A 24,536-nucleotide genomic window follows, 5' to 3' on the forward strand; every position below is an offset into this window, starting at 1 on the left:
GCTCTCGCCGCGCCCGGAAGCGCCTGACCCAGATTGTTCAAGGCGGCTTGCCGACTGACCCCGGATTTGAGTGACAACCATGCCAAAACGTACAGACATCAAAAGCATCCTGATTCTCGGCGCCGGCCCGATCGTGATCGGCCAGGCCTGCGAGTTCGACTACTCCGGCGCCCAGGCCTGTAAAGCCCTGCGCGAGGAAGGTTTCCGCGTCATCCTGGTGAACTCCAACCCGGCCACCATCATGACCGACCCGGCCATGGCCGACGCCACTTACATCGAGCCGATCAAATGGCAGTCGGTGGCCAAGATCATCGAGAAAGAGCGCCCTGACGCGCTGCTGCCGACCATGGGTGGCCAGACCGCACTGAACTGCGCCCTGGACCTGGAGCGCCACGGCGTTCTGGAAAAGTTCGGCGTGGAAATGATCGGCGCCAACGCCGACACCATCGACAAGGCCGAAGACCGCTCGCGCTTCGACAAGGCCATGAAGGACATCGGCCTGGAGTGCCCGCGCTCCGGTATCGCCCACAGCATGGAAGAAGCCAACGCGGTGCTCGAGCGCCTGGGCTTCCCGTGCATCATCCGTCCGTCGTTCACCATGGGCGGTACCGGTGGCGGCATCGCCTACAACCGTGAAGAATTCGAGGAAATCTGCGCCCGTGGTCTGGACCTGTCGCCGACCAAGGAACTGCTGATCGACGAATCGCTGATCGGCTGGAAGGAATACGAGATGGAGGTGGTCCGCGACAAGAAGGACAACTGCATCATCGTCTGCTCGATCGAGAACTTCGACCCGATGGGCGTGCACACCGGCGACTCGATCACCGTTGCCCCGGCGCAGACCCTGACCGACAAGGAATACCAGATCATGCGCAACGCCTCGCTGGCGGTGCTGCGTGAGATCGGTGTGGAAACCGGCGGTTCCAACGTGCAGTTCGGTATCTGCCCGAACACCGGTCGCATGGTCGTGATCGAGATGAACCCGCGTGTGTCGCGTTCCTCGGCACTGGCCTCCAAGGCCACCGGCTTCCCGATCGCCAAGATCGCTGCCAAGCTGGCGGTCGGCTACACCCTCGACGAACTGCAGAACGACATCACCGGCGGCCGTACCCCGGCGTCCTTCGAGCCGTCGATCGACTACGTCGTCACCAAGCTGCCGCGCTTCGCCTTCGAGAAATTCCCGAAAGCCGACGCCCGCCTGACCACCCAAATGAAATCCGTGGGTGAAGTCATGGCCATCGGCCGTACCTTCCAGGAGTCCCTGCAGAAAGCCCTGCGCGGCCTGGAAGTCGGCGCCTGCGGCCTCGACCCGAAAGTCGACCTGGCCAACCCGGAAGCCGGCAGCATCCTCAAGCGTGAACTGACCGTACCGGGCGCCGAGCGTATCTGGTATGTGGCCGATGCCATGCGCGCCGGCATGACCTGCGAGCAGATCTTCGACCTGACCGGCATCGACATGTGGTTCCTGGTGCAGATGGAAGATCTGATCAAGGAAGAAGAGAAGGTCAAGACCCTGGCTCTGTCGTCGATCGACAAGGACTACATGCTGCGCCTCAAGCGCAAGGGCTTCTCTGACCAGCGCCTGGCCAAGCTGCTGGGCATCACCGACAAGAACCTGCGCCGTCACCGCCACAAGCTGGAAGTGTTCCCGGTGTACAAGCGCGTCGACACCTGCGCTGCCGAGTTCGCCACCGACACCGCCTACCTGTACTCCACCTACGAGGAAGAGTGCGAGGCCAACCCGTCGACCCGCGACAAGATCATGATCCTGGGTGGCGGCCCCAACCGTATCGGCCAGGGTATCGAGTTCGACTACTGCTGCGTACACGCCGCGCTGGCGCTGCGTGAAGATGGTTACGAGACCATCATGGTCAACTGCAACCCGGAAACCGTCTCCACCGACTACGATACCTCCGACCGCCTGTACTTCGAGCCGCTGACCCTGGAAGACGTGCTGGAAGTGTGCCGTGTCGAGAAGCCGAAAGGCGTGATCGTCCACTACGGCGGCCAGACTCCGCTGAAGCTGGCCCGCGCCCTGGAAGAGGCCGGTGTACCGATCATCGGCACCAGCCCGGATGCCATCGACCGTGCCGAAGACCGTGAGCGCTTCCAGCAGATGGTGCAGCGCCTGAACCTGCTGCAGCCGCCAAACGCTACCGTGCGCAGCGAAGAAGAAGCCATCAGCGCTGCTGGCGGTATCGGCTATCCGCTGGTAGTGCGCCCGTCCTACGTGCTGGGTGGCCGCGCCATGGAAATCGTCTACGAACTGGACGAGCTCAAGCGCTACCTGCGTGAAGCCGTACAGGTGTCGAACGACAGCCCGGTGCTGCTCGACCACTTCCTCAACTGCGCCATCGAGATGGACGTGGATGCGGTCTGCGACGGTACCGATGTGGTGATCGGCGCCATCATGCAGCACATCGAGCAGGCCGGCGTTCACTCCGGCGACTCGGCATGCTCCCTGCCACCGTACTCGCTGAGCAAGGAAGTGCAGGACGAAGTCCGCGTACAGGTCAAGAAAATGGCCCTGGAGCTGGGCGTGGTCGGCCTGATGAACGTGCAGCTGGCCCTGCAGGGCGACAAGATCTACGTGATCGAAGTCAACCCGCGCGCCTCGCGTACCGTGCCGTTCGTGTCCAAGTGCATTGGCACCTCCCTGGCGATGATCGCGGCCCGCGTCATGGCCGGCAAAACCCTGAAAGAGCTGGGCTTCACCCAGGAAATCATCCCCAACTTCTACAGCGTCAAGGAAGCCGTCTTCCCGTTCGCCAAGTTCCCAGGGGTTGACCCGATCCTCGGCCCTGAGATGAAATCGACCGGTGAAGTCATGGGTGTCGGTGACAGCTTCGGCGAAGCCTTCGCCAAGGCCCAGATGGGTGCCAGCGAAGTGCTGCCGACCGGCGGTACCGCGTTCATCAGCGTGCGCGACGACGACAAGCCGCAAGTGGCTGGCGTTGCCCGCGACCTGATCGCCCTTGGCTTCGAAGTGGTCGCTACTGCCGGCACCGCCAAGGTTATCGAGGCGGCTGGCCTGAAGGTGCGCCGTGTGAACAAGGTGACCGAAGGTCGCCCGCACGTGGTCGACATGATCAAGAACGACGAGGTGTCGCTGATCATCAACACCACCGAAGGCCGCCAGTCGATCGCCGATTCCTACTCGATTCGTCGCAATGCGCTGCAGCACAAGATTTACTGCACCACCACCATTGCGGCCGGTGAAGCCATCTGCGAGGCGCTGAAATTCGGTCCGGAAAAGACCGTTCGCCGCCTGCAGGATCTGCACGCAGGATTGAAAGCATGAGCATTACCAAGTACCCGATGACCGTCCAGGGCGCTCGCGCCCTGGAAGAGGAGCTGCTGTTCCTGAGCAAGACCGAACGCCCGCGCCTGAGCCAAGCCATTGGCGAAGCGCGCGAGCTGGGTGACCTGAAGGAAAATGCCGAATACCACGCCGCTCGTGAAGAGCAGGGCATGGTCGAGGCGCGTATCCGCGATATCGAGGGTCGCCTGCAGAACTCGGTGGTAATCGACGTAACCACGATCGCTCACACCGGTAAGGTGATTTTTGGCACGACCGTGGTGCTGGCCAACACCGAAACCGATGATGAAGTGACCTACCAGATCGTTGGCGAGGATGAAGCCGACGTGAAGAAAGGCAAACTGTCGAACAGCGCCCCGATCGCCCGTGCCATCATTGGCAAGGAAGAAGGGGATACCGTTGTCGTGAAGACGCCAAACGGTACGGTCGAGTACGAGATTGTCGAAGTCAAGCACATCTGACCGGCGCCTGCGGGCGCCGTCCCTCGAGGGCATCCTCTGGCAGCTCGCCCAGGTCTTCTGGGTCGGTGGCTTGTGGGTGTTCCATGTGGGGCTGGTGCCCGCGCTCAAGGTCAGTGGCCTGGCACCGCTGCTGGTACAGGACATCGCCGGGCAGATCGACCGCTGGTTGATCGGTGTGGCGATGCTTGGCTTGCTGATCCAGTTGGCCGTGCTGGCCAGAGTGGACGGCCTGGCGGCCTGGTGGCGGCAGTTCCGGGGCCAGATGCTGTTGCTCGGCCTTGGCGCCTGCGTGGGGTATTACACCTTGCGCTACGGCATATCTGTTGGCGAGCGCTGGCAGATGTTCTGTTTCCTGGTGCTGGGCTTTTCCGGCATCGTGCTGGTGGCCCAGCCGGTGCCGGTCAAGGTGCGCCGCTAAGCGGTTCGAGATCGCTGGGGCTGCGTAGCAGCCCCTTTGCCGTTACTTGTAACGGTGGATGTTGGACAGCTGCTTGTTCGGCTGCGGGTTCTTGCGGTAGATCAGGGCTTTCTTGCCGATGGTCTGCACCAGCTCGGCGCGGCCGGCCTTGCACAGTTCGGCAATGGTCTCGGCGCGTTCTTCGCGGTCTTCCGAACGAATCTCGACCTTGATCAGCTCGTGGTCTACCAGGGCGCGCTCCAGTTCGGCGATGACGCCTTCATTCAAACCGTTGCCAGCAACGATCAGGACCGGCTTCAGGTCATGACCAATGGACTTGTATTGCTTCTTCTGCTCGTTATTGAGCGGCATAATCTGACCCTTTCCGTCTGATTCTGTAAAATTGACCGGCATTTTACCCGAGGGCCACCGGCTCCGCCCAGTCAATCACGACGCATATCATCGAGGTGCCCCGTGGTACAACGTTCCAAAAGCAGCGCCAACTGGCTGCGAGAGCATTTCAACGATCCTTTTGTGAAGCAGGCGCAAAAGGACGGCTACCGCTCGCGCGCGAGCTACAAACTGCTGGAGATCCAGGAAAAGGACCGGCTGATCCGCCCAGGCATGAGCGTGATCGACCTCGGCGCGGCCCCTGGTGGCTGGTCGCAGGTGACCAGTCGTCTGATTGGTGGCCAGGGTCGACTGATCGCTTCCGACATCCTGGAGATGGATTCGATCCCTGACGTGACCTTCATCCAGGGCGATTTCACCCACGATGAAGTGCTGCAGCGCATCCTCGAGGCTGTCGGCGATTCGCACGTAGACCTTGTGATTTCCGACATGGCCCCCAATATGAGTGGTACGCCCGCGGTGGACATGCCGCGGGCGATGTTCCTCTGCGAGCTGGCCCTCGATCTGGCAACCCGCGTGTTGAAGCCCGGCGGCGACTTCCTGATCAAGATCTTCCAGGGCGAAGGCTTTGACGTATATCTCAAGGACGTACGCAGCAAGTTCGACAAGGTGCAGATGCGCAAGCCGTCGTCGTCGCGGGATCGTTCCCGTGAGCAGTACCTGCTGGGCAGGGGTTTCAAAGGGGCATGAAAGGTCTCAAGCGGGGTGGCCGATAGTTATTTCCAATCGGCCGCTGCGTCAGGATCGTCCGAACTTCGTGTAGTCTAGCTTTCACAAAGGGTTACAGACGGTGCCTGCGTCTGCGTAGGTAATGTAGTAAGTTAGGGCGATGAATATCATGCGAGGAACGGCTGCGTCGTGCGCCGACCTCAGAGGGTAGCGAATTGAACGACATGGCAAAGAATCTGATCCTGTGGTTGATCATCGCAGCTGTCCTGGTGACAGTGATGAACAACTTCTCCAGCCCTAACGAGCCGCAGACCCTCAACTATTCCGACTTCATCCAGCAGGTCAAGGATGGCAAGGTCGAGCGCGTGACCGTCGACGGCTACATCATTACCGGCAAGCGCGCCGACGGCGACAACTTCAAGACCGTGCGCCCGGCCATTACCGACAACGGCCTGATCGGTGACCTGGTGGACAACCACGTAATCATCGAAGGCAAGCAGCCCGAGCAGCAGAGCATCTGGACCCAGCTGCTGGTGGCCAGCTTCCCGATCCTGGTGATCATCGCCGTGTTCATGTTCTTCATGCGCCAGATGCAGGGCGGTGCGGGCGGCAAGGGCGGGCCGATGAGCTTCGGCAAGAGCAAGGCGCGCCTGCTGTCCGAAGACCAGGTCAAGACCACGCTGGCCGACGTTGCAGGGTGTGACGAAGCCAAGGAAGAGGTTGGTGAACTGGTCGAGTTCCTGCGCGACCCGGGCAAGTTCCAGCGTCTGGGTGGCCGCATCCCTCGTGGTGTGCTGATGGTTGGCCCGCCCGGTACCGGTAAGACCCTGCTGGCCAAGGCTATCGCTGGCGAGGCGAAGGTGCCGTTCTTCACCATTTCCGGTTCCGACTTCGTGGAAATGTTCGTGGGTGTCGGTGCCAGCCGTGTGCGCGACATGTTCGAGCAGGCCAAGAAGCACGCTCCGTGCATCATCTTCATCGACGAAATCGACGCCGTTGGTCGCCATCGTGGCGCCGGCATGGGGGGCGGTCACGACGAGCGTGAGCAAACCCTCAACCAGTTGCTGGTGGAGATGGACGGCTTCGAAATGAACGATGGCATCATCGTCATTGCTGCCACCAACCGGCCGGACGTGCTCGACCCGGCGCTGCTGCGTCCGGGCCGCTTCGATCGCCAGGTGGTGGTCGGCCTGCCGGACATCCGCGGCCGTGAACAGATCCTCAAGGTGCACATGCGCAAGGTGCCAGTAGGCGAGAACGTCAACCCGGCGGTCATTGCTCGTGGCACTCCGGGCTTCTCCGGTGCCGACCTGGCCAACCTGGTCAACGAGGCTTCGCTGTTTGCCGCACGTGCCAACAAGCGCCTGGTCGAAATGAAAGAGTTCGAACTGGCCAAGGACAAGATCATGATGGGCGCCGAGCGCAAGACCATGGTCATGTCCGAGAAAGAGAAGCAGAACACCGCCTATCACGAAGCTGGCCATGCCATCGTCGGCCGCCTGGTCCCTGAACACGATCCGGTCTACAAGGTTTCGATCATTCCGCGTGGCCGTGCCTTGGGCGTGACCATGTTCCTGCCGGAAGAAGATCGCTACAGCCTGTCCAAGCGCGCATTGATCAGCCAGATCTGCTCGTTGTACGGCGGCCGTATCGCCGAGGAAATGACCTTGGGCTTCGACGGTGTCACTACCGGCGCGTCCAACGACATCATGCGTGCCAGCCAGATCGCCCGTAACATGGTGACCAAGTGGGGCCTGTCCGAAAAACTCGGCCCGCTGATGTACGCCGAAGAAGAAGGCGAGGTGTTCCTGGGCCGTAGTGCTGCCAGCCAGCACGCCAGCGTTTCCGGCGAAACCGCCAAGCTGATCGACTCGGAAGTCCGCAGCATCATCGACCAGTGCTACGCCACGGCCAAGCAGTTGCTCACCGACAACCGCGACAAGCTCGACGCCATGGCCGAAGCGCTGATGAAGTACGAGACCATCGACGCCGAGCAGATTGACGATATCATGGCCGGCCGTACCCCTCGCGAGCCGCGTGATTGGGATGATGACTCTGCTTCGGGCAAGCCTGCTGCCCAGGGCGATCGCCCGGAATCGCCGATCGGCGGTCCAGCGGCTCAACACTAAGGGCATCTATGAGCTCAGTGCAGTACCCGACCCGGTTGCCTTGCGGCAACCGGGTTCTTGATTTGTCGCGTACCCATGTCATGGGTATTCTCAACGTCACTCCCGATTCCTTCTCCGATGGTGGGCGCTTCAACCAGCGCGACGAAGCGTTGCGCCATGCCGAAGCGATGGTTGCCGCTGGTGCCACGCTGATCGACATCGGCGGAGAGTCCACGCGGCCAGGCGCGCGCGCGGTATCGGTGACCGAGGAGCTGGAGCGGGTGGCACCCATGGTCGAGGCCATCAACAGCCGCCTCGACGTGGTCATTTCGGTCGACACCTCCACGCCCGCAGTCATGCGTGAAGCGGCGCGCCTCGGTGCGGGGCTGATCAACGACGTGCGTGCCCTGGAGCGTGATGGTGCCCTGGACGCCGCTGCAGATACCGGCCTGCCGGTATGCCTCATGCACATGCGCGGCGAGCCGGGTAACATGCAGGACGATCCCCAGTACGAAGATGTGACCGCCGACGTTGCGCGTTACCTTGAGCAGCGGATGGCCGCCTGTGCTGCGGCGGGCATCGACGCGAACAGAATCATCCTTGATCCGGGCTTTGGTTTCGCCAAGACACTGGCGCACAACCTGAGCCTGTTCAAGCATATGGAAGCGCTCTATCGCCTCGGGCGCCCGCTGCTGGTGGGTGTTTCGCGCAAGAGCATGATCGGCCTGACGCTGGAACGTCCGGTCGGCGAGCGGTTGTACGGCAGCCTTGCGCTGGCGGCGTTGGCCATGACCAAGGGGGCGAGCATCCTTCGTGTCCATGACGTGGCCGAGACCGTTGATGTGGTGCGCATGATCGCTGCGGTGCAGAACGCCGAATAAGAATATTGGAGTCCCTATGAGCAGAAAATACTTTGGTACCGACGGCATCCGTGGCCGTGTCGGCGAATACCCGATCACGCCTGACTTCATGCTGAAGCTCGGCTGGGCAGCCGGCATGGCTTTCCGCAAGCAGGGGCACTGCCGGGTGCTGGTGGGCAAGGACACGCGTATCTCCGGCTACATGTTCGAGTCCGCACTCGAAGCCGGCCTGTCTGCGGCGGGTGCCGACGTGATGCTGCTCGGGCCGATGCCGACGCCGGCCATCGCCTACCTCACGCGTACCTTCCACGCCGAAGCCGGTATTGTCATCAGCGCCTCGCACAACCCGCACGATGACAACGGCATCAAGTTCTTCTCGGGCCAGGGGACCAAGCTGCCGGACGAAGTCGAGCTAATGATCGAAGAGCTGCTCGACCAGCCCATGACCGTTGTCGAGTCGAGCAAGCTGGGCAAGGTTTCGCGCATCAACGATGCTGCTGGTCGCTACATCGAGTTCTGCAAGAGCAGCGTGCCCAGCAGCACCAGCTTCGATGGCCTCAAGCTGGTGGTCGACTGCGCCCATGGCGCCACCTACAAGGTTGCACCAAGCGTATTCCGCGAGCTGGGCGCCGAGGTGACCGTGCTGCATGCCCAGCCGGACGGCCTGAACATCAACGAAGGCTGTGGCTCGACTCACATCGAATCGCTGCAGGCTGCCGTGCTGGTCGGCCATGCCGACCTGGGCATCGCCTTTGACGGTGATGGCGATCGCGTGCTGATGGTCGACCACACCGGTGCCATCGTCGATGGTGACGAACTACTGTTCATCATCGCTCGCGACCTGCAGGAGCGTGGCAAGCTGCAGGGCGGAGTGGTGGGTACGCTGATGAGCAACCTGGGCCTGGAGCTGGCGCTGAAGGACCTGGATATCCCGTTCGTACGGGCCAAGGTCGGTGACCGTTACGTCATGGCAGAGTTGCTGGAGCGTGAGTGGCTGGTCGGTGGCGAAAACTCCGGGCACGTCGTGTGCTGCAACCACACCACCACAGGTGACGCGATCATCGCTGCGCTGCAAGTGCTGATGGCGCTCAAGCGTCGTGGCGAAACCCTGGCCCAGGCTCGTCAGGCCCTGCGTAAATGCCCGCAGGTGTTGATCAACGTGCGCTATGGCGCCAGCAAGGTCGACCCGCTGCAGCACCCGTCGGTCAAGGAAGCCAGTGCCAAGGTAACCGAGGCGTTGGCTGGCCGTGGTCGCGTGCTGCTGCGTAAATCCGGTACCGAGCCTCTGGTGCGGGTCATGGTCGAGGGTGAGGACGAAAGCCAGGTGCGTGCCCATGCCGAAGCGCTGGCCAAACTGGTCGGCGAAGTTTGTATCTGAAGGCGCTTGCCAGCGCAGATAGGGTTGGGTACTATCTGCGCCCACTTTGACCGACGAGGTAAAGCATGCGTCGCCCCATGGTAGCTGGTAACTGGAAGATGCACGGTACCCGCGCTAGCGTCGCTGAGCTGACCGAAGGCTTGAGAAATCTGGCCTTGCCGAGCGGAGTGGAAGTCGCGGTGTTCCCACCGGCCTTGTTCATCAATCAAGTGATCGATGGTTTGGCAGATAAGGGAATCATCGTCGGCGCACAGAATTCCGCAGTACAACCCGAGCAGGGTGCGCTGACCGGAGAAGTTGCTCCGGAACAGCTGGTTGAAGCAGGTTGCAAGTTGGTCCTGATTGGTCATTCGGAGCGTCGCCAGATTATTGGTGAGACCGACGAAGTGCTCAATCGCAAGTTTGCAGCTGCCCAGGCCAAAGGTTTGAAGCCAGTGCTTTGCATCGGGGAAACCCTGGAAGAGCGCGAGGCCGGCAAGACGCTCGAAGTTGTCGGGCGTCAACTAAGCAGTATCATCGAAACATTCGGTGTTAAGGCTTTTGCCAATGCAGTAATTGCCTATGAGCCTGTATGGGCCATCGGTACCGGCCTTACGGCCACGCCACAGCAGGCTCAGGATGTGCACGCAGCCATCCGCAGCCAGTTGGCGGCAGAAGATGCTGAAGTGGCTGCGAAGGTGCAGCTGCTCTACGGCGGCAGCGTGAAGGCGGCCAATGCGGCCGAACTGTTCGGCATGCCGGATATCGATGGGGGGCTCATTGGTGGGGCTTCCCTGAACGCAGACGAATTCGGTGCAATTTGTCGCGCCGCAGGAAACTGAACAAATGCTGGAAACAGTCATCGTTGTTTTTCATCTGTTGGCAGCGCTGTCGCTTGTAGTGCTGGTTCTGTTGCAACAGGGTAAGGGTGCGGAAGCAGGTGCATCTTTCGGCGCGGGTGCTTCAAATACCGTGTTCGGAAGCCAGGGTTCTGCAACGTTCCTGAGTAAATTAACTGCTGTACTCGCTGCCACTTTCTTTTTGACAGCACTTGGGTTAGGATACTTCGCGAAGCAACAAGCTCACCAGCTTAGCCAGGCAGGTCTTCCAGATCCAGCAGTGCTAGAAGTGAAAGAGCCGCAGAAACCGGCAGTTAATGATGATGTACCGGTGCTCCAGCAGCAGAAGAGCGAAACCACCACTAACACTGGTGACGTACCTCCTCCGGCACAAGAGCAGAAGTAACGGGTTTCAAGTAGTAGTATTGCCGAGGTGGTGGAATTGGTAGACACGCAACCTTGAGGTGGTTGTGCCCATAGGGTGTAGGGGTTCGAGTCCCCTTCTCGGTACCAATTAAAGCTTGAGAGCCCGCTTTAGCGGGCTTTCTTGCAGGTGAAGGTTCGGATTTGACCCTTGAGAGGGTTCGGTCTTATACTTTTGCCCCAGCTTTGTCGCGGGGTGGAGCAGCTTGGTAGCTCGTCGGGCTCATAACCCGAAGGTCGTTGGTTCAAATCCAGCCCCCGCAACCAGCTTCAGCGGAGCCCCTTTTCAGGGGCTTTTTGCTAACCGAACAGTTTTCGGCGTCGTTGTCCAACGGCGCTTTCAGGGATGGGCGCTTCGCCCATTTTTTATTTGCACAGCATGCACGAGGGGGTTCAGGTGTCGAGCAAGCTAGAACAGTTGCAGGCCTTGTTGGCCCCGGTTGTCGAGGGTCTGGGCTATCAATGCTGGGGGATCGAATACGTTTCCCAGGGTAAGCATTCGGTACTGCGCATCTACATCGACAAGGAAGGCGGTATCCTGGTGGACGACTGCGAAGCGGTCAGCCGTCAGGCCAGCGCAATCCTCGACGTAGAAGATCCGATCAGCAGTGAGTACACCCTCGAGGTGTCTTCTCCAGGCATGGATCGCCCACTGTTCACTCTGGAACAGTTTGCCTCGCATGCCGGCGAACAAGTGAAGATCAAGCTGCGCTCACCCTTCGAGGGTCGTCGTAACTTCCAGGGCCTTCTCCGTGGTGTGGAGGAGCAGGACGTGGTGGTCCAGGTGGACAATCAAGAATTCCTGTTGCCGATCGACTCGATCGACAAGGCCAATATTATTCCCAGTTTTGACTGAGACGTGCCGGGCCCGGCGGACTATCCGGGCCCAATGGCTTGCGCAAGGCGAGGCGTACGATGAGCAAAGAAGTACTGCTGGTTGTTGAATCGGTATCCAACGAAAAAGGTGTACCGCCCGGCGTCATTTTCGAAGCGCTGGAAGTGGCCCTGGCCACTGCAACCAAAAAACGTTTTGAAGACGAAGTCGACCTGCGTGTGGAAATCAACCGCCACACCGGTAGCTACGAGACCTTCCGTCGCTGGACCGTGGTCGACGAAGCCGATCTGGATGATCCGGCGATCGAGACCTGGCTGGACAAGATCAAGGACACCCACCCTGAAGCCAAGGTCGGTGACGTGATCGAAGAGAAGATCGAGTCGATCGAGTTCGGTCGTATCGCCGCCCAGACCGCCAAGCAGGTCATCGTGCAGAAGGTCCGTGAGGCCGAGCGTGCCCAGGTGGTGGATGCCTACCGCGAACGCGTTGGCGAGATCATCTCCGGTACCGTCAAGAAGGTTACCCGCGACAACGTCATCGTTGACCTGGGCAACAACGCCGAGGCCCTGCTGGCCCGCGAAGACATCATTCCGCGCGAGACCTTCCGTGTTGGCGTGCGCCTGCGTGCGCTGCTCAAGGAAATCCGCACCGAGAACCGTGGCCCACAGCTGATCCTGTCGCGCACCGCGCCGCAGATGCTGATCGAGCTTTTCCGCATTGAAGTGCCGGAAATTGCCGAGGGCCTCATCGAAGTCATGGCTGCCTCCCGTGATCCGGGTTCGCGAGCCAAGATCGCCGTCCGCTCCAAGGACAAGCGCATCGACCCGCAAGGTGCCTGTATCGGCATGCGTGGTTCGCGCGTCCAGGCCGTATCCGGGGAGCTGGGTGGTGAGCGTGTGGATATCGTCCTGTGGGACGATAACCCGGCGCAGTTCGTCATCAACGCCATGTCGCCGGCTGAAGTCGCGGCGATCATCGTTGATGAAGATGCCCATGCCATGGACATCGCCGTCGCCGAGGACAACCTGGCCCAGGCCATTGGTCGTGGCGGTCAGAACGTTCGCCTGGCCAGTCAGCTGACCGGCTGGACCCTGAACGTGATGACCGAGAAGGACATCCAGGCCAAGCAGCAGGCCGAAACCGGTGACATCCTGCGCAATTTCATCGATGAACTGGAAGTCGACGAGGAGCTGGCCCAAGTGCTGGTCGACGAAGGCTTCACCAGCCTCGAAGAAATTGCCTACGTACCGTTGGAAGAAATGCTCAACATCGATGGCTTTGACGAAGATATCGTCAATGAGCTCCGCGCTCGAGCCAAGGACCGTTTGTTGACCAAGGCCATCGCTACCGAAGAAAAACTGGCAGACGCCCACCCGGCCGAAGACCTGCTCTCCCTCGAGGGCATGGACAAGGATCTGGCGGCGGAACTGGCGGTGCGCGGCGTGGTTAACCGCGAAGACCTGGCCGAGCAGTCGATCGACGATCTGCTCGACATCGACGGCATCGACGAAGAGCGTGCCGGCAAGTTGATCATGGCCGCCCGAGCCCACTGGTTCGAGTAATTAGGCGCGGCCTGAGGAGAGAAGTGCATGACGCAAGTCACGGTGAAAGAACTGGCCCAAGAGGTCGAGGCACCGGTAGAGCGCCTGCTGCAGCAGATGCGTGAGGCAGGTCTGCCGCACACCGACGCCGGTCAGGTAGTGACCGACAATGAGAAGCAGACCCTGCTGACTCATTTGAAGAGCAGCCACAAGAGCAAGGCGGAAGAGCCGCGCAAGATTACCTTGCAGCGCAAAACCACCAGCACCCTGCGTGTCGCCGGTAGCAAGAGCATCAGCGTAGAAGTACGCAAGAAGAAAGTATTCGTGCAGCGCAGCCCGGAAGAAATCCAGGCTGAGCAGAAGCGTGAGCTGGAAGAGCGCCGCGCGGCCGAGAACGCCGCTCGCGAAAAGGTCGAGGCCGAAGTTCGCCAGCGCAACGAAGAGCAGGCTCGCCGTCAGGCCGCCGAAACCGCTGCTGCCGCCCCTGCGCCCGCCGCCAAGCCAGAGCCGGCACCTGCCGCTGCCCCGGCTCCGGTAGTTGCCGACGCCCCGGCCTCCGAAGACGCTGCAGCCCGTGCTGCCGAGCGCAAGAAGGACGAAGCCCGTCGCAACGAAGGTCGCACCCGTGACGAAGACCGTCGTGGTGGCGAGCGTCGTGGCGAGGCCCCGCGCGTGTCGATCAAGGTCAAGGTCAAGGAGAAGGAAAAGGCTCCGACGCCTCGTGCCGCGCCGCGCACCACCGATGAAGAGAGCGATGGCGTACGCCGTGGCCGCGGTGGTAAGAGCAAGCTGAAGAAACGCAATCAGCACGGCTTCCAGAACCCGACCGGTCCGGTCATTCGTGACGTGACCATCGGCGAGACCATCACCGTCTCGGAACTGGCCCAGCAGATGTCGGTCAAGGCCGCTGAAGTGGTCAAGTTCATGTTCAAGCTGGGTACCCCGGTCACCATCAACCAGGTGCTCGACCAGGAAACCGCTCAGCTGGTTGCCGAAGAACTGGGCCACAAAGTGACCCTGGTCAGCGATACCGCCCTGGAAGACTCGCTGGCCGAATCGCTGAAGTTCGAAGGCGAAGTCGAATCGCGTGCACCGGTCGTTACCGTCATGGGTCACGTTGACCACGGTAAGACCTCGCTGCTCGACTACATCCGTCGTGCCAAGGTTGCCGCAGGCGAAGCCGGTGGTATTACCCAGCACATCGGTGCCTACCACGTGGAAACCGACCGCGGCATGGTCACCTTCCTCGATACCCCGGGCCACGCTGCGTTCACCGCAATGCGTGCTCGTGGTGCCAAGGCTACCGACATCGTCATCCTGGTGGTGGCTGCGGACGACGGCGTAATGCCGCAGACTCGCGAAGCCGTTCAGCATGCCAAGGCAGCTGGCGTTCCGCTGGTGGTCGCGGTGAACAAGATCGACAAGCCGGGTGCCGACATCGACCGCATCCGCAACGAGCTGGCCGTCGAAGGCGTGACCTCCGAGGACTGGGGTGGTGACACTCCGTTCGTCAAGGTTTCGGCGAAGATGGGTACTGGCGTCGACGAGCTGCTCGAAGCCGTACTGCTGCAGGCCGAGATCCTCGAACTGACCGCTACCCCGACCGCTCCAGGTCGTGGCGTGGTTGTCGAATCGCGTCTGGACAAGGGCCGTGGCCCGGTGGCGACCATCCTGGTTCAGGACGGTACCCTGCGTCAGGGCGACATGGTCCTGTGCGGCTCCAACTATGGCCGCGTGCGCGCCATGCTCGACGAGAACGGCAAACCTGTGAAGGAAGCCGGCCCGTCGATCCCGGTCGAGATTCTCGGCCTGGATGGCACCCCGGAAGCCGGTGACGAGCTGTCCGTGGTGGCCGACGAGAAGAAAGCCCGTGAAGTGGCGCTGTTCCGTCAAGGCAAGTACCGCGAGGTCAAGCTGGCCCGTGCTCACGCCGGCAAGCTGGAAAACATCTTCGAGACCATGGGTCAGGAAGAGAAGAAGACCCTCAACATCGTCCTCAAGACTGACGTGCGTGGTTCCCTGGAAGCACTGCAGGGCTCGCTGTCTGGCCTGGGCAACGACGAAGTTCAGGTACGCGTGATCGGTGGCGGCGTCGGTGGTATCACCGAAAGCGATGCCAACCTGGCGCTGGCTTCGAATGCAGTACTGTTCGGCTTCAACGTGCGTGCCGATGCCGGCGCGCGCAAGATCGTCGAGCAGGAAGGTCTGGATATGCGTTACTACAACGTGATCTACGACATCATCGAAGACGTCAAGAAGGCCCTGACCGGCATGCTCGGCAGCGATGTTCGCGAGAACATCCTGGGTGTCGCCGAAGTGCGTGATGTGTTCCGTTCGCCGAAGTTCGGCGCCATTGCTGGCTGTATGGTCATCGAGGGTACCGTGTACCGCAACCGTCCGATCCGCGTCCTGCGCGAAGACGTTGTGATCTTCGAAGGCGAGCTGGAATCGCTGCGTCGCTTCAAGGATGACGCCTCCGAGGTGCGTTCGGGCATGGAGTGCGGTATTGGCGTGAAGAGCTACAACGACGTCAAGGTCGGCGACAAGATCGAAGTCTTCGAGAAAGTCCAGGTGGCTCGTACCCTGTAAGGGGCGAGCGTGGTGCAGGCCCCGCCCCAGGGCGGCTGGCAGCACCTCTGAAGGTAGCGCCCGGTCAGGCTTCAGCTTGACCGGGCGTTTGCCGCTTTAAGTTACAGGTAGCAAGAATGGCAAAAGAATATAGCCGTACCCAACGCATCGGCGATCAGATGCAGCGCGAGCTGTCGGAGCTGATCCGCCGTGAAGTCAAAGACCCGCGCGTCGGCCTGGTGACCATCACTGCCGTCGACGTCAGCCGCGACCTTGGCCACGCCAAGGTGTTCATCACCGTGATGGGCGCGGACGGTACCGATGCCGTACCGCAGACCCTCAAGGCCCTGACCAGCGCCGCGAGCTTCCTGCGCCTGCACCTGGGCCGGGTGATGCAACTGCGCAGCGTGCCGCAACTGCATTTCCACTTCGACGAAAGCGTCAGCCGTGGTGCCCACCTGTCGGCACTGATCGAGCGCGCGGTCGCCGAAGACCGTCAGCACAAGGATGCCGACAAGCCGGACGCCGAGGAGTAAGCGGTGGCCCAGGTCAAACGTATCCGCCGCAACGTCAGCGGCATCATCCTGCTCGACAAGCCGCTGGGCTTCACTTCCAACGCGGCGCTGCAAAAGGTGCGCTGGCTGCTCAATGCGGAAAAGGCCGGCCACACCGGCAGCCTCGACCCATTGGCCACCGGCGTGCTGCCGCTGTGCTTTGGTGAAGCGACCAAGTTTTCGCAATACTTGCTCGATTCGGACAAGGGCTACGAAACGGTCATGCAGATGGGGCAGACGACCAACACCGGCGATGCCGAAGGTGAAGTGCTGCAGACCCGCGAAGTGACCGTTGGTCGTGCCGACATCGAGGCACTGCTACCGCGTTTTCGTGGCCAGATCAGCCAGATACCGCCGATGTACTCGGCGCTCAAGCGTGACGGCCAGCCGCTGTACAAGCTGGCACGTGCAGGAGAGGTAGTGGAGCGCGAGGCGCGTTCTGTTACTATTGGCCGCTTGGAGTTGCTCGAGTGCGAAGGCACCCGTGCACGGTTGAGCGTAGGATGCAGCAAAGGCACCTATATCCGCACCCTGGTGGAGGATATCGGCGAAGCCCTTGGCTGCGGCGCCTATGTCGCCGAGCTGCGCAGGACCCAGGCCGGGCCCTTCGTGCTGGCACAGACGGTGACCCTCGAGGAACTCGAACAGGCCCACGCCGAAGGTGGTAACGAAGCGCTCGACCGCTTCCTGATGCCTTCGGACAGCGGCCTGCAGGACTGGCCACTGGTGTGTCTGTCCGAGCACAGTGCGTTCTACTGGTTGCATGGCCAGGCAGTACGCGCGCCGGACGCACCGCAATTTGGCATGGTCCGGGTACAGGATCACAATGCGCGCTTCATCGGTATCGGTGAAGTGAGCGAAGACGGGCGCATTGCGCCGCGTCGGCTGATTCGGTCGGAATGACCGAAACCGTAGGGCCAGGCAACCGCCAAACCCCACGGCATCAAGGGTGGCTGTCAGTAGGCACGGTCACTCCTTTTTTATTAATACAGGGATTTGTCCCTGGCCTATTGGACCCCGCGTGCGGGATCCGTTATCAGGAGAAGCCACATGGCCCTCAGCGTTGAAGAAAAAGCTCAGATCGTTGCCGAATACCAGCAAGCCGCCGGCGATACCGGTAGCCCGGAAGTGCAGGTTGCTCTGCTGACCGCCAACATCAACAAGCTGCAAGGCCACTTCAAGGCCAACGACAAAGACCACCACTCCCGTCGTGGTCTGATCCGTATGGTCAACCAGCGTCGTAAGCTGCTGGATTACCTGAAGGGCAAAGACACCACTCGTTACAGCGCCCTGATCGGTCGCCTGGGTCTGCGTCGCTAATAGCGGCCTGGCCAGTGGTGTGCATGGCGTGTCGCAGGCTTCGGCAGGGCTGTTTTGCAGTGCTGCCGTTGGACACGCCACGCGTATCTCCGAGGTTGGCAGCCTGGCAATGCTGAGCGGTTCTACCGCTTGGTGCCAGGCTCCCAGCCTCGTGTTGTATCTGGACGGTCAATGGGGCCGATTCCCCGTTCTGCCCAAGAATTCGCAAGAAACCAGTTCCCCCAGAGCCACTGAAAAAAGGTAGGAAACCGTGAACCCGGTAATCAAGAAATTCCAGTTCGGTCAATCGACCGTTACTCTCGAAACGGGCCGTATTGCCCGTCAGGCAACCGGCGCCGTGCTGGTTACCGTCGACAACGACGTCACCGTGCTGGTGACCGTGGTCGGTGCCAAACAGGCCGATCCAGGCAAGGGCTTCTTCCCGCTGTCGGTCCACTACCAGGAAAAGACCTACGCCGCCGGCAAGATCCCAGGTGGCTTCTTCAAGCGTGAAGGCCGTCCTTCCGAGAAAGAGACGCTGACCTCGCGCCTGATCGACCGTCCGATCCGCCCGCTGTTCCCTGAAGGTTTCATGAACGAAGTGCAGGTCGTCTGCACCGTGGTCTCCACCAGCAAGAAGACCGACCCGGACATCGCCGCGATGATCGGTACCTCGGCTGCCCTGGCCATTTCCGGCATTCCGTTCGAAGGCCCGATCGGCGCCGCCCGCGTTGCCTTCCACGAAAGCACCGGCTACCTGCTGAACCCGACCTACGAGCAACTGGCTGCCTCGAGCCTGGACATGGTCGTTGCCGGTACCGAATCGGCTGTACTGATGGTTGAATCGGAAGCCAAGGAGCTGACCGAAGACCAGATGCTGGGCGCCGTGCTGTTCGCCCACGATGAATTCCAGGCCGTGATCCAGGCCGTCAAGGAACTGGCCGCCGAAGCCGGCAAACCGACCTGGGACTGGCAGCCAGCCCCAGCCAACACCGAGCTGATGAACCTGGTGCGCGCCGAGTTCGGTGAAGCCGTTTCGCAGGCCTACACCATCACCCAGAAGGCCGACCGCTACAACCGCCTGGGCCAGCTGCGTGACGAGGCCGTTGCCCGTCTGAGCAACGAAGAGACCGGCCCGTCCGCCGGTGCCATCAAAGAGATCTTCGGTGAGCTGGAGTACCGCACCGTCCGCGAAAACATCGTCAACGGCAAGCCGCGTATCGACGGCCGTGACACTCGCACCGTGCGCCCGCTGAACATCGAAGTTGGCGTTCTGCCGAAAACCCACGGTTCGGCACTGTTCACCCGTGGCGAGACCCAGGCCCTGGTCGTCGCGACCCTGGGTACCGCCCGTGACGCGCAGTTGCTGGACACCCTGGAAGGCGAGAAGAAAGACGCCTTCATGCTGCACTACAACTTCCCACCGTTCTCGGTAGGTGAGTGCGGCCGCATGGGCGGCGCTGGCCGTCGTGAAATCGGCCACGGCCGCCTGGCCCGTCGTGGCGTGCAGGCCATGCTGCCGAGCGACAGCGAGTTCCCGTACACCATCCGCGTGGTTTCGGAAATCACCGAGTCCAACGGTTCCAGCTCCATGGCTTCGGTGTGTGGTGCTTCCCTGGCCCTGATGGACGCCGGCGTGCCGATGAAGGCGCCGGTTGCCGGTATCGCCATGGGCCTGGTCAAGGAAGGTGACAAGTTCGCCGTCCTGACCGACATCCTGGGTGATGAAGACCACCTGGGCGACATGGACTTCAAGGTAGCCGGTACCGCCAAAGGCGTCACCGCGCTGCAGATGGACATCAAGATCAATGGCATCACCGAAGAGATCATGGAAATCGCCCTGGGCCAGGCCCTGGAAGCGCGCCTGAACATCCTCGGCCAGATGAACCAGATCATCGCCCAGTCGCGCAGCGAGCTGTCGGCCAACGCCCCGACCATGATCGCGATGAAGATCGACACCGACAAGATTCGTGACGTCATCGGCAAGGGCGGCGCCACCATCCGCGCCATCTGCGAAGAGACCAAGGCTTCGATCGATATCGAAGACGACGGCTCGATCAAGATCTTCGGCGAAACCAAGGAAGCGGCGGATGCTGCCAAGCAGCGCATCCTGGGCATCACCGCCGAGGCCGAGATCGGCAAGATCTACGTCGGCAAGGTCGAGCGCATCGTCGACTTCGGCGCCTTCGTCAACATCCTGCCTGGCAAGGACGGCCTGGTGCACATCTCCATGCTGAGCGATGCTCGTGTCGAGAAAGTCACCGACGTGCTCAAGGAAGGCCAGGAAGTCGAAGTACTGGTACTGGACGTGGATAACCGCGGCCGTATCAAGCTGTCGATCAAGGACGTTGCCGCGGCCAAGGCCTCGGGCGTCTAAGCGACTGCCAAGCAATGGAAAAGGGCCCTTCGGGGCCCTTTTTTCATGGCTGCAAGGGAACCTTTTGCGGACTTGCATCTTGCATGCAGGTTTACCGTGCAGATTGCAAAATGCACGACCCCGGCTGCTTTCCGATGTCTGTAACTCATTGATTTATAAGGGAACAAGCGAAACGATAAAGCTGGCATAGCGCATGCAACTACTCTTGTACCTGTCGCCAGGACATACGGCGCAGACCTTTCGAAAAACAGGAGTGACCCACATGAAGAAGTTCGCCATTGCTGCCGCTACTGCTACCGCTCTGACCCTGACCATGGCTAACGCGGCATTTGCCCAGCAATCCACCCAGGCCCCGATGACGCTGGCGGCCGGTGAGGTGACCAAAACCAAGGAAGCGGCCTCCGATACCTGGATCACCACCAAGGTGAAAGCCGACCTGATGACCGAGAAAGGTGTGCCTGGAAGCGATATCAAGGTCGAAACCAACAAAGGCGTCGTGTCGCTTTCCTCTGACACGCCGGTGACCTCTGCACAGAAAGAGATGGCGATTTCCATCGCCAAGAAGATCAAAGGCGTACAGGCTGTTTCGGCTGATGGTCTGAAAGCCGAATAAGGAATGTCCCGTCGGCCAAAGGGAATTGGCCACCTATTCCGGAAGGGGCCGCTGTGCGGTCCCTTTTCAATTACAACATCGGGTTGCGCGCCAGCACATCGCTTTCGAAGCATTGCTGCTCCATGATCAACGGCTCCACCAACGGGCGGCTGTCGCGAAAATGCGCCGTCCGGGTATGCGCCTCATAGGCAGCGTCGTCACGGTAGATCTCGTACAGGTAGATCACCTCTGGGTCGACCCGATCCTGTGCCACATCGAAGACCAGGCAGCCGGGCTCGGTGGCTACGGAAGCCTCGGCATTGGCTTTGATCGCGGCTAGAAATTTCTCCACACAACCGCGTTTCACGCGGGTCTTGATGAACAGGCTATACACAAGGCTTTCCTTTTGTTTTACATTCGTAATCGAATTGTATACAAAAAAGGAGCCCTGCCAATGTCCGAATTGCCTGCCCGTCCTGGTCGTCTGAACGGCCTGCGCCACATTGCCTTGCTGGTACCCAACCTGGAGGAGTGTGAGCGCTTCTACGTCGATGTGCTGGGCATGGAAGTGCTGAATCGCGCCAACGAGGACCTGGTGTACCTGACCTGTGGTAACGACAACCTGTCGCTGGGGCGTGGGGCAGGGGCGGCCAACGGGTTACAGACCCTCGACCACTACGGGTTCATCGTCGACAGCGTGGAGGAGCTCGAGGCTTGGTACCAGTACTTCAAGGCGCGTGGCGTGACCTTGCTCGACAAGCCGTTCAACCATGGCGACGGCGCGCGCAGCTTCCACCTGCTGGACCCGGCTGGGAACAAGGTGCAGCCGCTGTATCACCCGGCGGTGTCGGGGCAGCAGCTGGTATAAGCCTGTACCGGCCCTGCGCGGCTAAAGCTGCTCCTACAGAGAGCCGCACAGGCCTGTAGCGGCTTTAGCCGCGAAGGGCCAGCCCTGCTGACACCGTTTATTCAGCATCCAGATGCATCGGGGTAATCACCCGCCCATCACCCTCAGCCTGCCCCAGGTTGGTATCGATGAAATAAACCCGGTCATCTTCGAGCTTACCTTTGTCCACCAGGTAATCCTTGATGCTGCTGGCCCGTTCCTGGCCCAGGGTGCGCAGCAGCGCAGTGCTCTCGGCCCAGGACTTGATCACGGCCTCGCGCAACTTGGCAGTGCGCTCTTCGCGGCTCAATTGCTCCCATTCGGCAGGTGGTTGCTGCTTCAGGCGGTTGCGGTAGATGCCTTCGAGCATCGCCGGTTTGTCACTGTCATCGACCACCAGCATGGACGCATTGGCCGGCACCTTGTCACCCCGGCGTTGCAGGATCTTGTACCAGGTGGCCTGGTATTCCCGTTCCAGCCGCTGCTGGGCGATCAGCGGGCCATCGCTGGCCTGGGCGCTGGTGCCTTCGATTTCCAGGCGCAGCTCCGGGCGCTCCTTCAGCGCCGAAGCCAGCTTGTCCAGCGAGGCCTGGGCGTCCTGGCCAAGCTCGCTGGAGCCCGGGGCGAAGGCCACGCTGCCCAGGTCTTCCGAGCCACCGCCGCTCACCAGCCCGCCAATGAACTTGAATGGCGCCTGTGCTGCACGCAGCACCAGGTTGCGCAGGGTCTGCCAGACGATCGGCATTATGCTGAACTGCGGGTTGTTGAGGTCGCCGGACACCGGCAACTCGATCGAGATCTTGCCCTCGGTATCCTTCAGCAGCGCCACCGCCAGACGGATTGGCAGGTCCACTGCGTCCGGGCTGTCGACCTTCTCGCCCAACTGCAGTTGTTCCACCACCACCTTGTTCTCGGCCTTGAGCTGGCCATTGGTTATCAGGTAATGCAGGTCGAGGTTGAGCCGGCCCTTGCGAATGCGGAAACCGGCGAACTTGCCAGAGTAAGGCGTCAGGGTGGTCAGCTCGACGCGCCTGAAGCTGGTGGCGATGTCCAGGCTGGCCAACGGGTTGAACGGGTTGAGTGCGCCTTTGATTATGACCGGTGCGTAGCGGTCGACCTTGCCCTTGACGTCGACCTTGGCCGGTACCGGTTTGCGGTTGTCGATGGTACCGATCCGGCCATTGAGTTGCTGGATGGCCGTGGCGAAGTTGGGTGTGAGGGACAGGTCGGCGAAGTTGGCCGAACCGTCGTTGATGTCGATCTGGCCGATGTGAATGCCCAACGGCTTGTCGCTGCTGGCAGCTGCCGGCTTGCTCTGGGCCGGGGCTGAACCCGGGGCGCCGGCCGGCTGCGGGATCAGCAGGTCATTGATGTTGGTGGTGCGGTCTTCGTTGATGATGAAGCGCGCATAGGGCTGCAGCAGGGTCACCTTGTCGATCGACAGCGCGTCGCCGTGCACGTACGACAGGCCGTCGACATTCACCTGCTGCCATTTGACGAAATCGCGGCTCTTGATGGTGTCGAGGGTATGCAGCTGGCTCACCTGTGCCTTGCCGGTGATGCTGAAGGCCAGCGGTGCGGTGTTCTTCAGGTCGACATTGAGGTCACTGGAGAGCATGCCGCTGCGCAGTTCCAGCAGGATGAACGGGCTGATATAGGCCTGGGCCACGCGCAGGTCGATGTCGCGGGTGCTGACGTCCAGCTTGGCCCAGATGGGTGCCAGGTTGACCTGGCCGGTTGCCTGCAGTTTGCCTTGTCTTCCCACGCCAGTGTCGAGCTTGAGGCTGAAGGGTGACTGGTTGAGGCTGTCGAAACCTTGCAGGTCGGCGTTGAGCGGGCCCACGTCGAGGGCCACCGCCTCCTTCTGTGTACGATCTGCCAGGTGCACCAGGTAGTTACGCAGTTGTACGTCCTTGAGCAGCACCTGCCAGGGCTTGCTCGGCTCTTTTGCCGCCTGCTCCTTTGGGGTGGGCTCGGCGGCGGCCGGTTCGGTCTTTTCCTTCGGCGTGGCCCTGGCCGGCTGGCTGGCGAACAGCTTCTGCCAGTCGAGCTGGCCGTCCTTTTCCAGCGCGGCCCAGGTTTCCAGTTTTTCGCTGCGGATCTTGCCCACGGTGACCAGCTGCTTGACCAGGTCGACCGAGGTTTCGCTCACCTCCAGGCTGGCCAGGCGGGCCAGCGGGCGGCCATCCGGCGCCTTGATGGCGAACGGTGCGATGCGCAGCGAGGCGTTATCCAGCAGCAGTTCGGTCTGCTTGGCGAGGTTGAGCTTGTAATGGGTATCGAGGCTGACCACACCCTCTTCCAGCACCAGTGGCACGGCATCACGTACATAGGGCCAGAACGCCTTCATCTTGCCTTCGGTGATTTTCAGCGTACCCTCGGAGGCGATCGGCGCCAGGCTCAGTGTGCCTTTCCAGTCGATGCGCCCGCCATTCGGGCCATTCGCCACCAGGGTCATGTCGGCGTTGTCGTTCGGCAAGGTGCTGAGGTTTTTCAGCTCCAGGTTCATGTTGTCGTAGAGGAATTCAATCGGCTCGCTCGGGCGCAAGTCCTCGAAGTGCAGGTAGCCCTCGCTGAGCTTGATGCTGCCAATGCGCAGCGGGAACGGGTCGCTGGGCGGTGCGTCGGGCTTGGCCTGGCTGGCGGGTAACTTGAACAGGCGAGTCAGGTTGAGCGTACCGTCCTTGGCGAACAGCACTTCGTTGCGCGGCTTGACCAGTTCCACCGCCTGCAGATGCAGTGCGCCGGTCCACAGGCTGTCGAGCGAGAGGTTGGCATACAGCCGGTCGAAGCCGACCTGCTCCTTGCCAGGCTCGCCGATCTGCAGGCCCCACAGTTTCAGTTCGAGGCTGAAGGGGTTGAGCTCGATCCGTTCGAGGTGGGCAGGTACGGTCGCGTACTGGGCCAACTGCTGGTTGGCGATGCGCAGCGCGACACCGGGAAGGACGAGAAAGCCAAGAAGGCTGTAGAGGGCTACCAGGGCCAGCAGTGCGCCTGCGGCGCGAGTCAATCCTTTGTACATGTGTCGCTTCGTCTGTCT

General features: G+C 61.2%; 21 protein-coding genes and 2 tRNA genes. 20 read left to right on the forward strand and 3 right to left on the reverse strand.

Annotated features, from left to right (window positions below; all coding sequences use genetic code 11):
* The first annotated feature begins 79 nt into the window (after positions 1-79).
* Genes carB through HU760_RS04220 form a run of 3 tightly spaced genes read left to right on the forward strand, consistent with a single transcriptional unit; the run spans position 80 to position 4,198 of the window.
* Positions 80-3,301, forward strand: a complete 3,222-nt coding sequence (carB, locus tag HU760_RS04210) for a carbamoyl-phosphate synthase large subunit (RefSeq protein ID WP_186672891.1) — start codon at positions 80-82, stop codon at positions 3,299-3,301.
* A complete protein-coding gene (greA, locus tag HU760_RS04215; RefSeq protein ID WP_046613135.1) occupies positions 3,298-3,780 on the forward strand; it encodes a transcription elongation factor GreA in 483 nt (160 codons plus the stop codon). The genes carB and greA overlap by 4 nt, the downstream gene beginning before the upstream one ends.
* Entirely contained in the window at positions 3,758-4,198 is a 441-nt protein-coding gene (locus HU760_RS04220) for an MFS transporter (protein ID WP_170032758.1), read from the forward strand. The genes greA and HU760_RS04220 overlap by 23 nt, the downstream gene beginning before the upstream one ends.
* A gap of 42 nt (positions 4,199-4,240) precedes the next feature.
* On the opposite strand, the gene yhbY is transcribed toward HU760_RS04220, so the two are convergent.
* Complete coding sequence (gene yhbY / locus HU760_RS04225; protein WP_003249945.1) at positions 4,241-4,549, reverse strand: ribosome assembly RNA-binding protein YhbY; 309 nt, start codon at positions 4,547-4,549, stop codon at positions 4,241-4,243.
* A gap of 102 nt (positions 4,550-4,651) precedes the next feature.
* Between yhbY and rlmE the strand changes: the two genes are divergently transcribed.
* From rlmE to HU760_RS04305, 16 genes are all read left to right on the forward strand, one after another.
* The gene (gene rlmE / locus HU760_RS04230; protein WP_025340705.1) at positions 4,652-5,278 is read left to right on the forward strand and encodes a 23S rRNA (uridine(2552)-2'-O)-methyltransferase RlmE; all 627 of its coding nucleotides are present in this window, start codon (positions 4,652-4,654) and stop codon (positions 5,276-5,278) included.
* A gap of 203 nt (positions 5,279-5,481) precedes the next feature.
* Positions 5,482-7,386 carry an ATP-dependent zinc metalloprotease FtsH gene (gene ftsH / locus HU760_RS04235; RefSeq protein WP_015271861.1) on the forward strand — a complete coding sequence of 635 codons (1,905 nt, stop codon included), beginning with the start codon at positions 5,482-5,484 and terminating at the stop codon, positions 7,384-7,386.
* An 8-nt stretch (positions 7,387-7,394) separates the two neighbouring features.
* Positions 7,395-8,246 (forward strand): dihydropteroate synthase, encoded by an 852-nt coding sequence (gene folP, locus HU760_RS04240; protein WP_186672893.1) that lies wholly within the window; start codon positions 7,395-7,397, stop codon positions 8,244-8,246.
* A gap of 16 nt (positions 8,247-8,262) precedes the next feature.
* Positions 8,263-9,603 (forward strand): phosphoglucosamine mutase, encoded by a 1,341-nt coding sequence (gene glmM, locus HU760_RS04245; RefSeq protein WP_186672895.1) that lies wholly within the window; start codon positions 8,263-8,265, stop codon positions 9,601-9,603.
* A 65-nt stretch (positions 9,604-9,668) separates the two neighbouring features.
* Complete coding sequence (gene tpiA / locus HU760_RS04250) at positions 9,669-10,424, forward strand: triose-phosphate isomerase (RefSeq protein WP_186672897.1); 756 nt, start codon at positions 9,669-9,671, stop codon at positions 10,422-10,424.
* A 4-nt stretch (positions 10,425-10,428) separates the two neighbouring features.
* Entirely contained in the window at positions 10,429-10,827 is a 399-nt protein-coding gene (gene secG, locus HU760_RS04255; protein ID WP_170032748.1) for a preprotein translocase subunit SecG, read from the forward strand.
* Positions 10,828-10,848: 21 nt separating this feature from the next.
* Positions 10,849-10,934: transfer RNA gene (locus HU760_RS04260), tRNA-Leu, on the forward strand.
* 100 nt (positions 10,935-11,034) lie between these two features.
* A tRNA-Met gene (locus HU760_RS04265) sits at positions 11,035-11,111 on the forward strand.
* A 130-nt stretch (positions 11,112-11,241) separates the two neighbouring features.
* Positions 11,242-11,700, forward strand: a complete 459-nt coding sequence (gene rimP / locus HU760_RS04270) for a ribosome maturation factor RimP (RefSeq protein ID WP_003249960.1) — start codon at positions 11,242-11,244, stop codon at positions 11,698-11,700.
* 59 nt (positions 11,701-11,759) lie between these two features.
* The gene (gene nusA, locus HU760_RS04275; protein WP_009685349.1) at positions 11,760-13,241 is read left to right on the forward strand and encodes a transcription termination factor NusA; all 1,482 of its coding nucleotides are present in this window, start codon (positions 11,760-11,762) and stop codon (positions 13,239-13,241) included.
* Between the two features lie 27 nt (positions 13,242-13,268).
* Positions 13,269-15,809 (forward strand): translation initiation factor IF-2, encoded by a 2,541-nt coding sequence (gene infB / locus HU760_RS04280; protein WP_170032744.1) that lies wholly within the window; start codon positions 13,269-13,271, stop codon positions 15,807-15,809.
* Positions 15,810-15,925: 116 nt separating this feature from the next.
* On the forward strand, positions 15,926-16,324 hold the full coding sequence (gene rbfA, locus HU760_RS04285; RefSeq protein ID WP_186672899.1) for a 30S ribosome-binding factor RbfA: 399 nt from the start codon (positions 15,926-15,928) through the stop codon (positions 16,322-16,324).
* Between the two features lie 3 nt (positions 16,325-16,327).
* Positions 16,328-17,245, forward strand: a complete 918-nt coding sequence (truB, locus tag HU760_RS04290) for a tRNA pseudouridine(55) synthase TruB (RefSeq protein ID WP_170032740.1) — start codon at positions 16,328-16,330, stop codon at positions 17,243-17,245.
* Positions 17,246-17,392: 147 nt separating this feature from the next.
* A complete protein-coding gene (gene rpsO, locus HU760_RS04295; RefSeq protein ID WP_003249971.1) occupies positions 17,393-17,662 on the forward strand; it encodes a 30S ribosomal protein S15 in 270 nt (89 codons plus the stop codon).
* 250 nt (positions 17,663-17,912) lie between these two features.
* Positions 17,913-20,018, forward strand: a complete 2,106-nt coding sequence (pnp, locus tag HU760_RS04300) for a polyribonucleotide nucleotidyltransferase (RefSeq protein ID WP_170032738.1) — start codon at positions 17,913-17,915, stop codon at positions 20,016-20,018.
* Between the two features lie 262 nt (positions 20,019-20,280).
* Positions 20,281-20,631: a BON domain-containing protein gene (locus tag HU760_RS04305; RefSeq protein ID WP_170032736.1), complete on the forward strand. Its 351-nt coding sequence runs from the start codon at positions 20,281-20,283 to the stop codon at positions 20,629-20,631.
* A gap of 70 nt (positions 20,632-20,701) precedes the next feature.
* Here HU760_RS04305 and HU760_RS04310 read toward each other — a convergent pair whose 3' ends face one another.
* On the reverse strand, positions 20,702-21,004 hold the full coding sequence (locus tag HU760_RS04310; RefSeq protein WP_186672901.1) for a heme-binding protein: 303 nt from the start codon (positions 21,002-21,004) through the stop codon (positions 20,702-20,704).
* A 60-nt stretch (positions 21,005-21,064) separates the two neighbouring features.
* Between HU760_RS04310 and HU760_RS04315 the strand changes: the two genes are divergently transcribed.
* Positions 21,065-21,478, forward strand: coding sequence for a VOC family protein (locus tag HU760_RS04315; protein WP_186672903.1), 414 nt, complete (start codon positions 21,065-21,067; stop codon positions 21,476-21,478).
* Positions 21,479-21,575: 97 nt separating this feature from the next.
* Here the strand turns inward: HU760_RS04315 and HU760_RS04320 are convergent, their stop codons facing one another.
* Positions 21,576-24,518 (reverse strand): DUF748 domain-containing protein, encoded by a 2,943-nt coding sequence (locus tag HU760_RS04320; RefSeq protein ID WP_186672905.1) that lies wholly within the window; start codon positions 24,516-24,518, stop codon positions 21,576-21,578.
* Positions 24,519-24,536: the final 18 nt, after the last annotated feature.

It is taken from the genome of Pseudomonas oryzicola, from assembly GCF_014269185.2.
In the GTDB taxonomy this organism is placed as follows: Bacteria; Pseudomonadota; Gammaproteobacteria; order Pseudomonadales; family Pseudomonadaceae; genus Aquipseudomonas; species Aquipseudomonas oryzicola.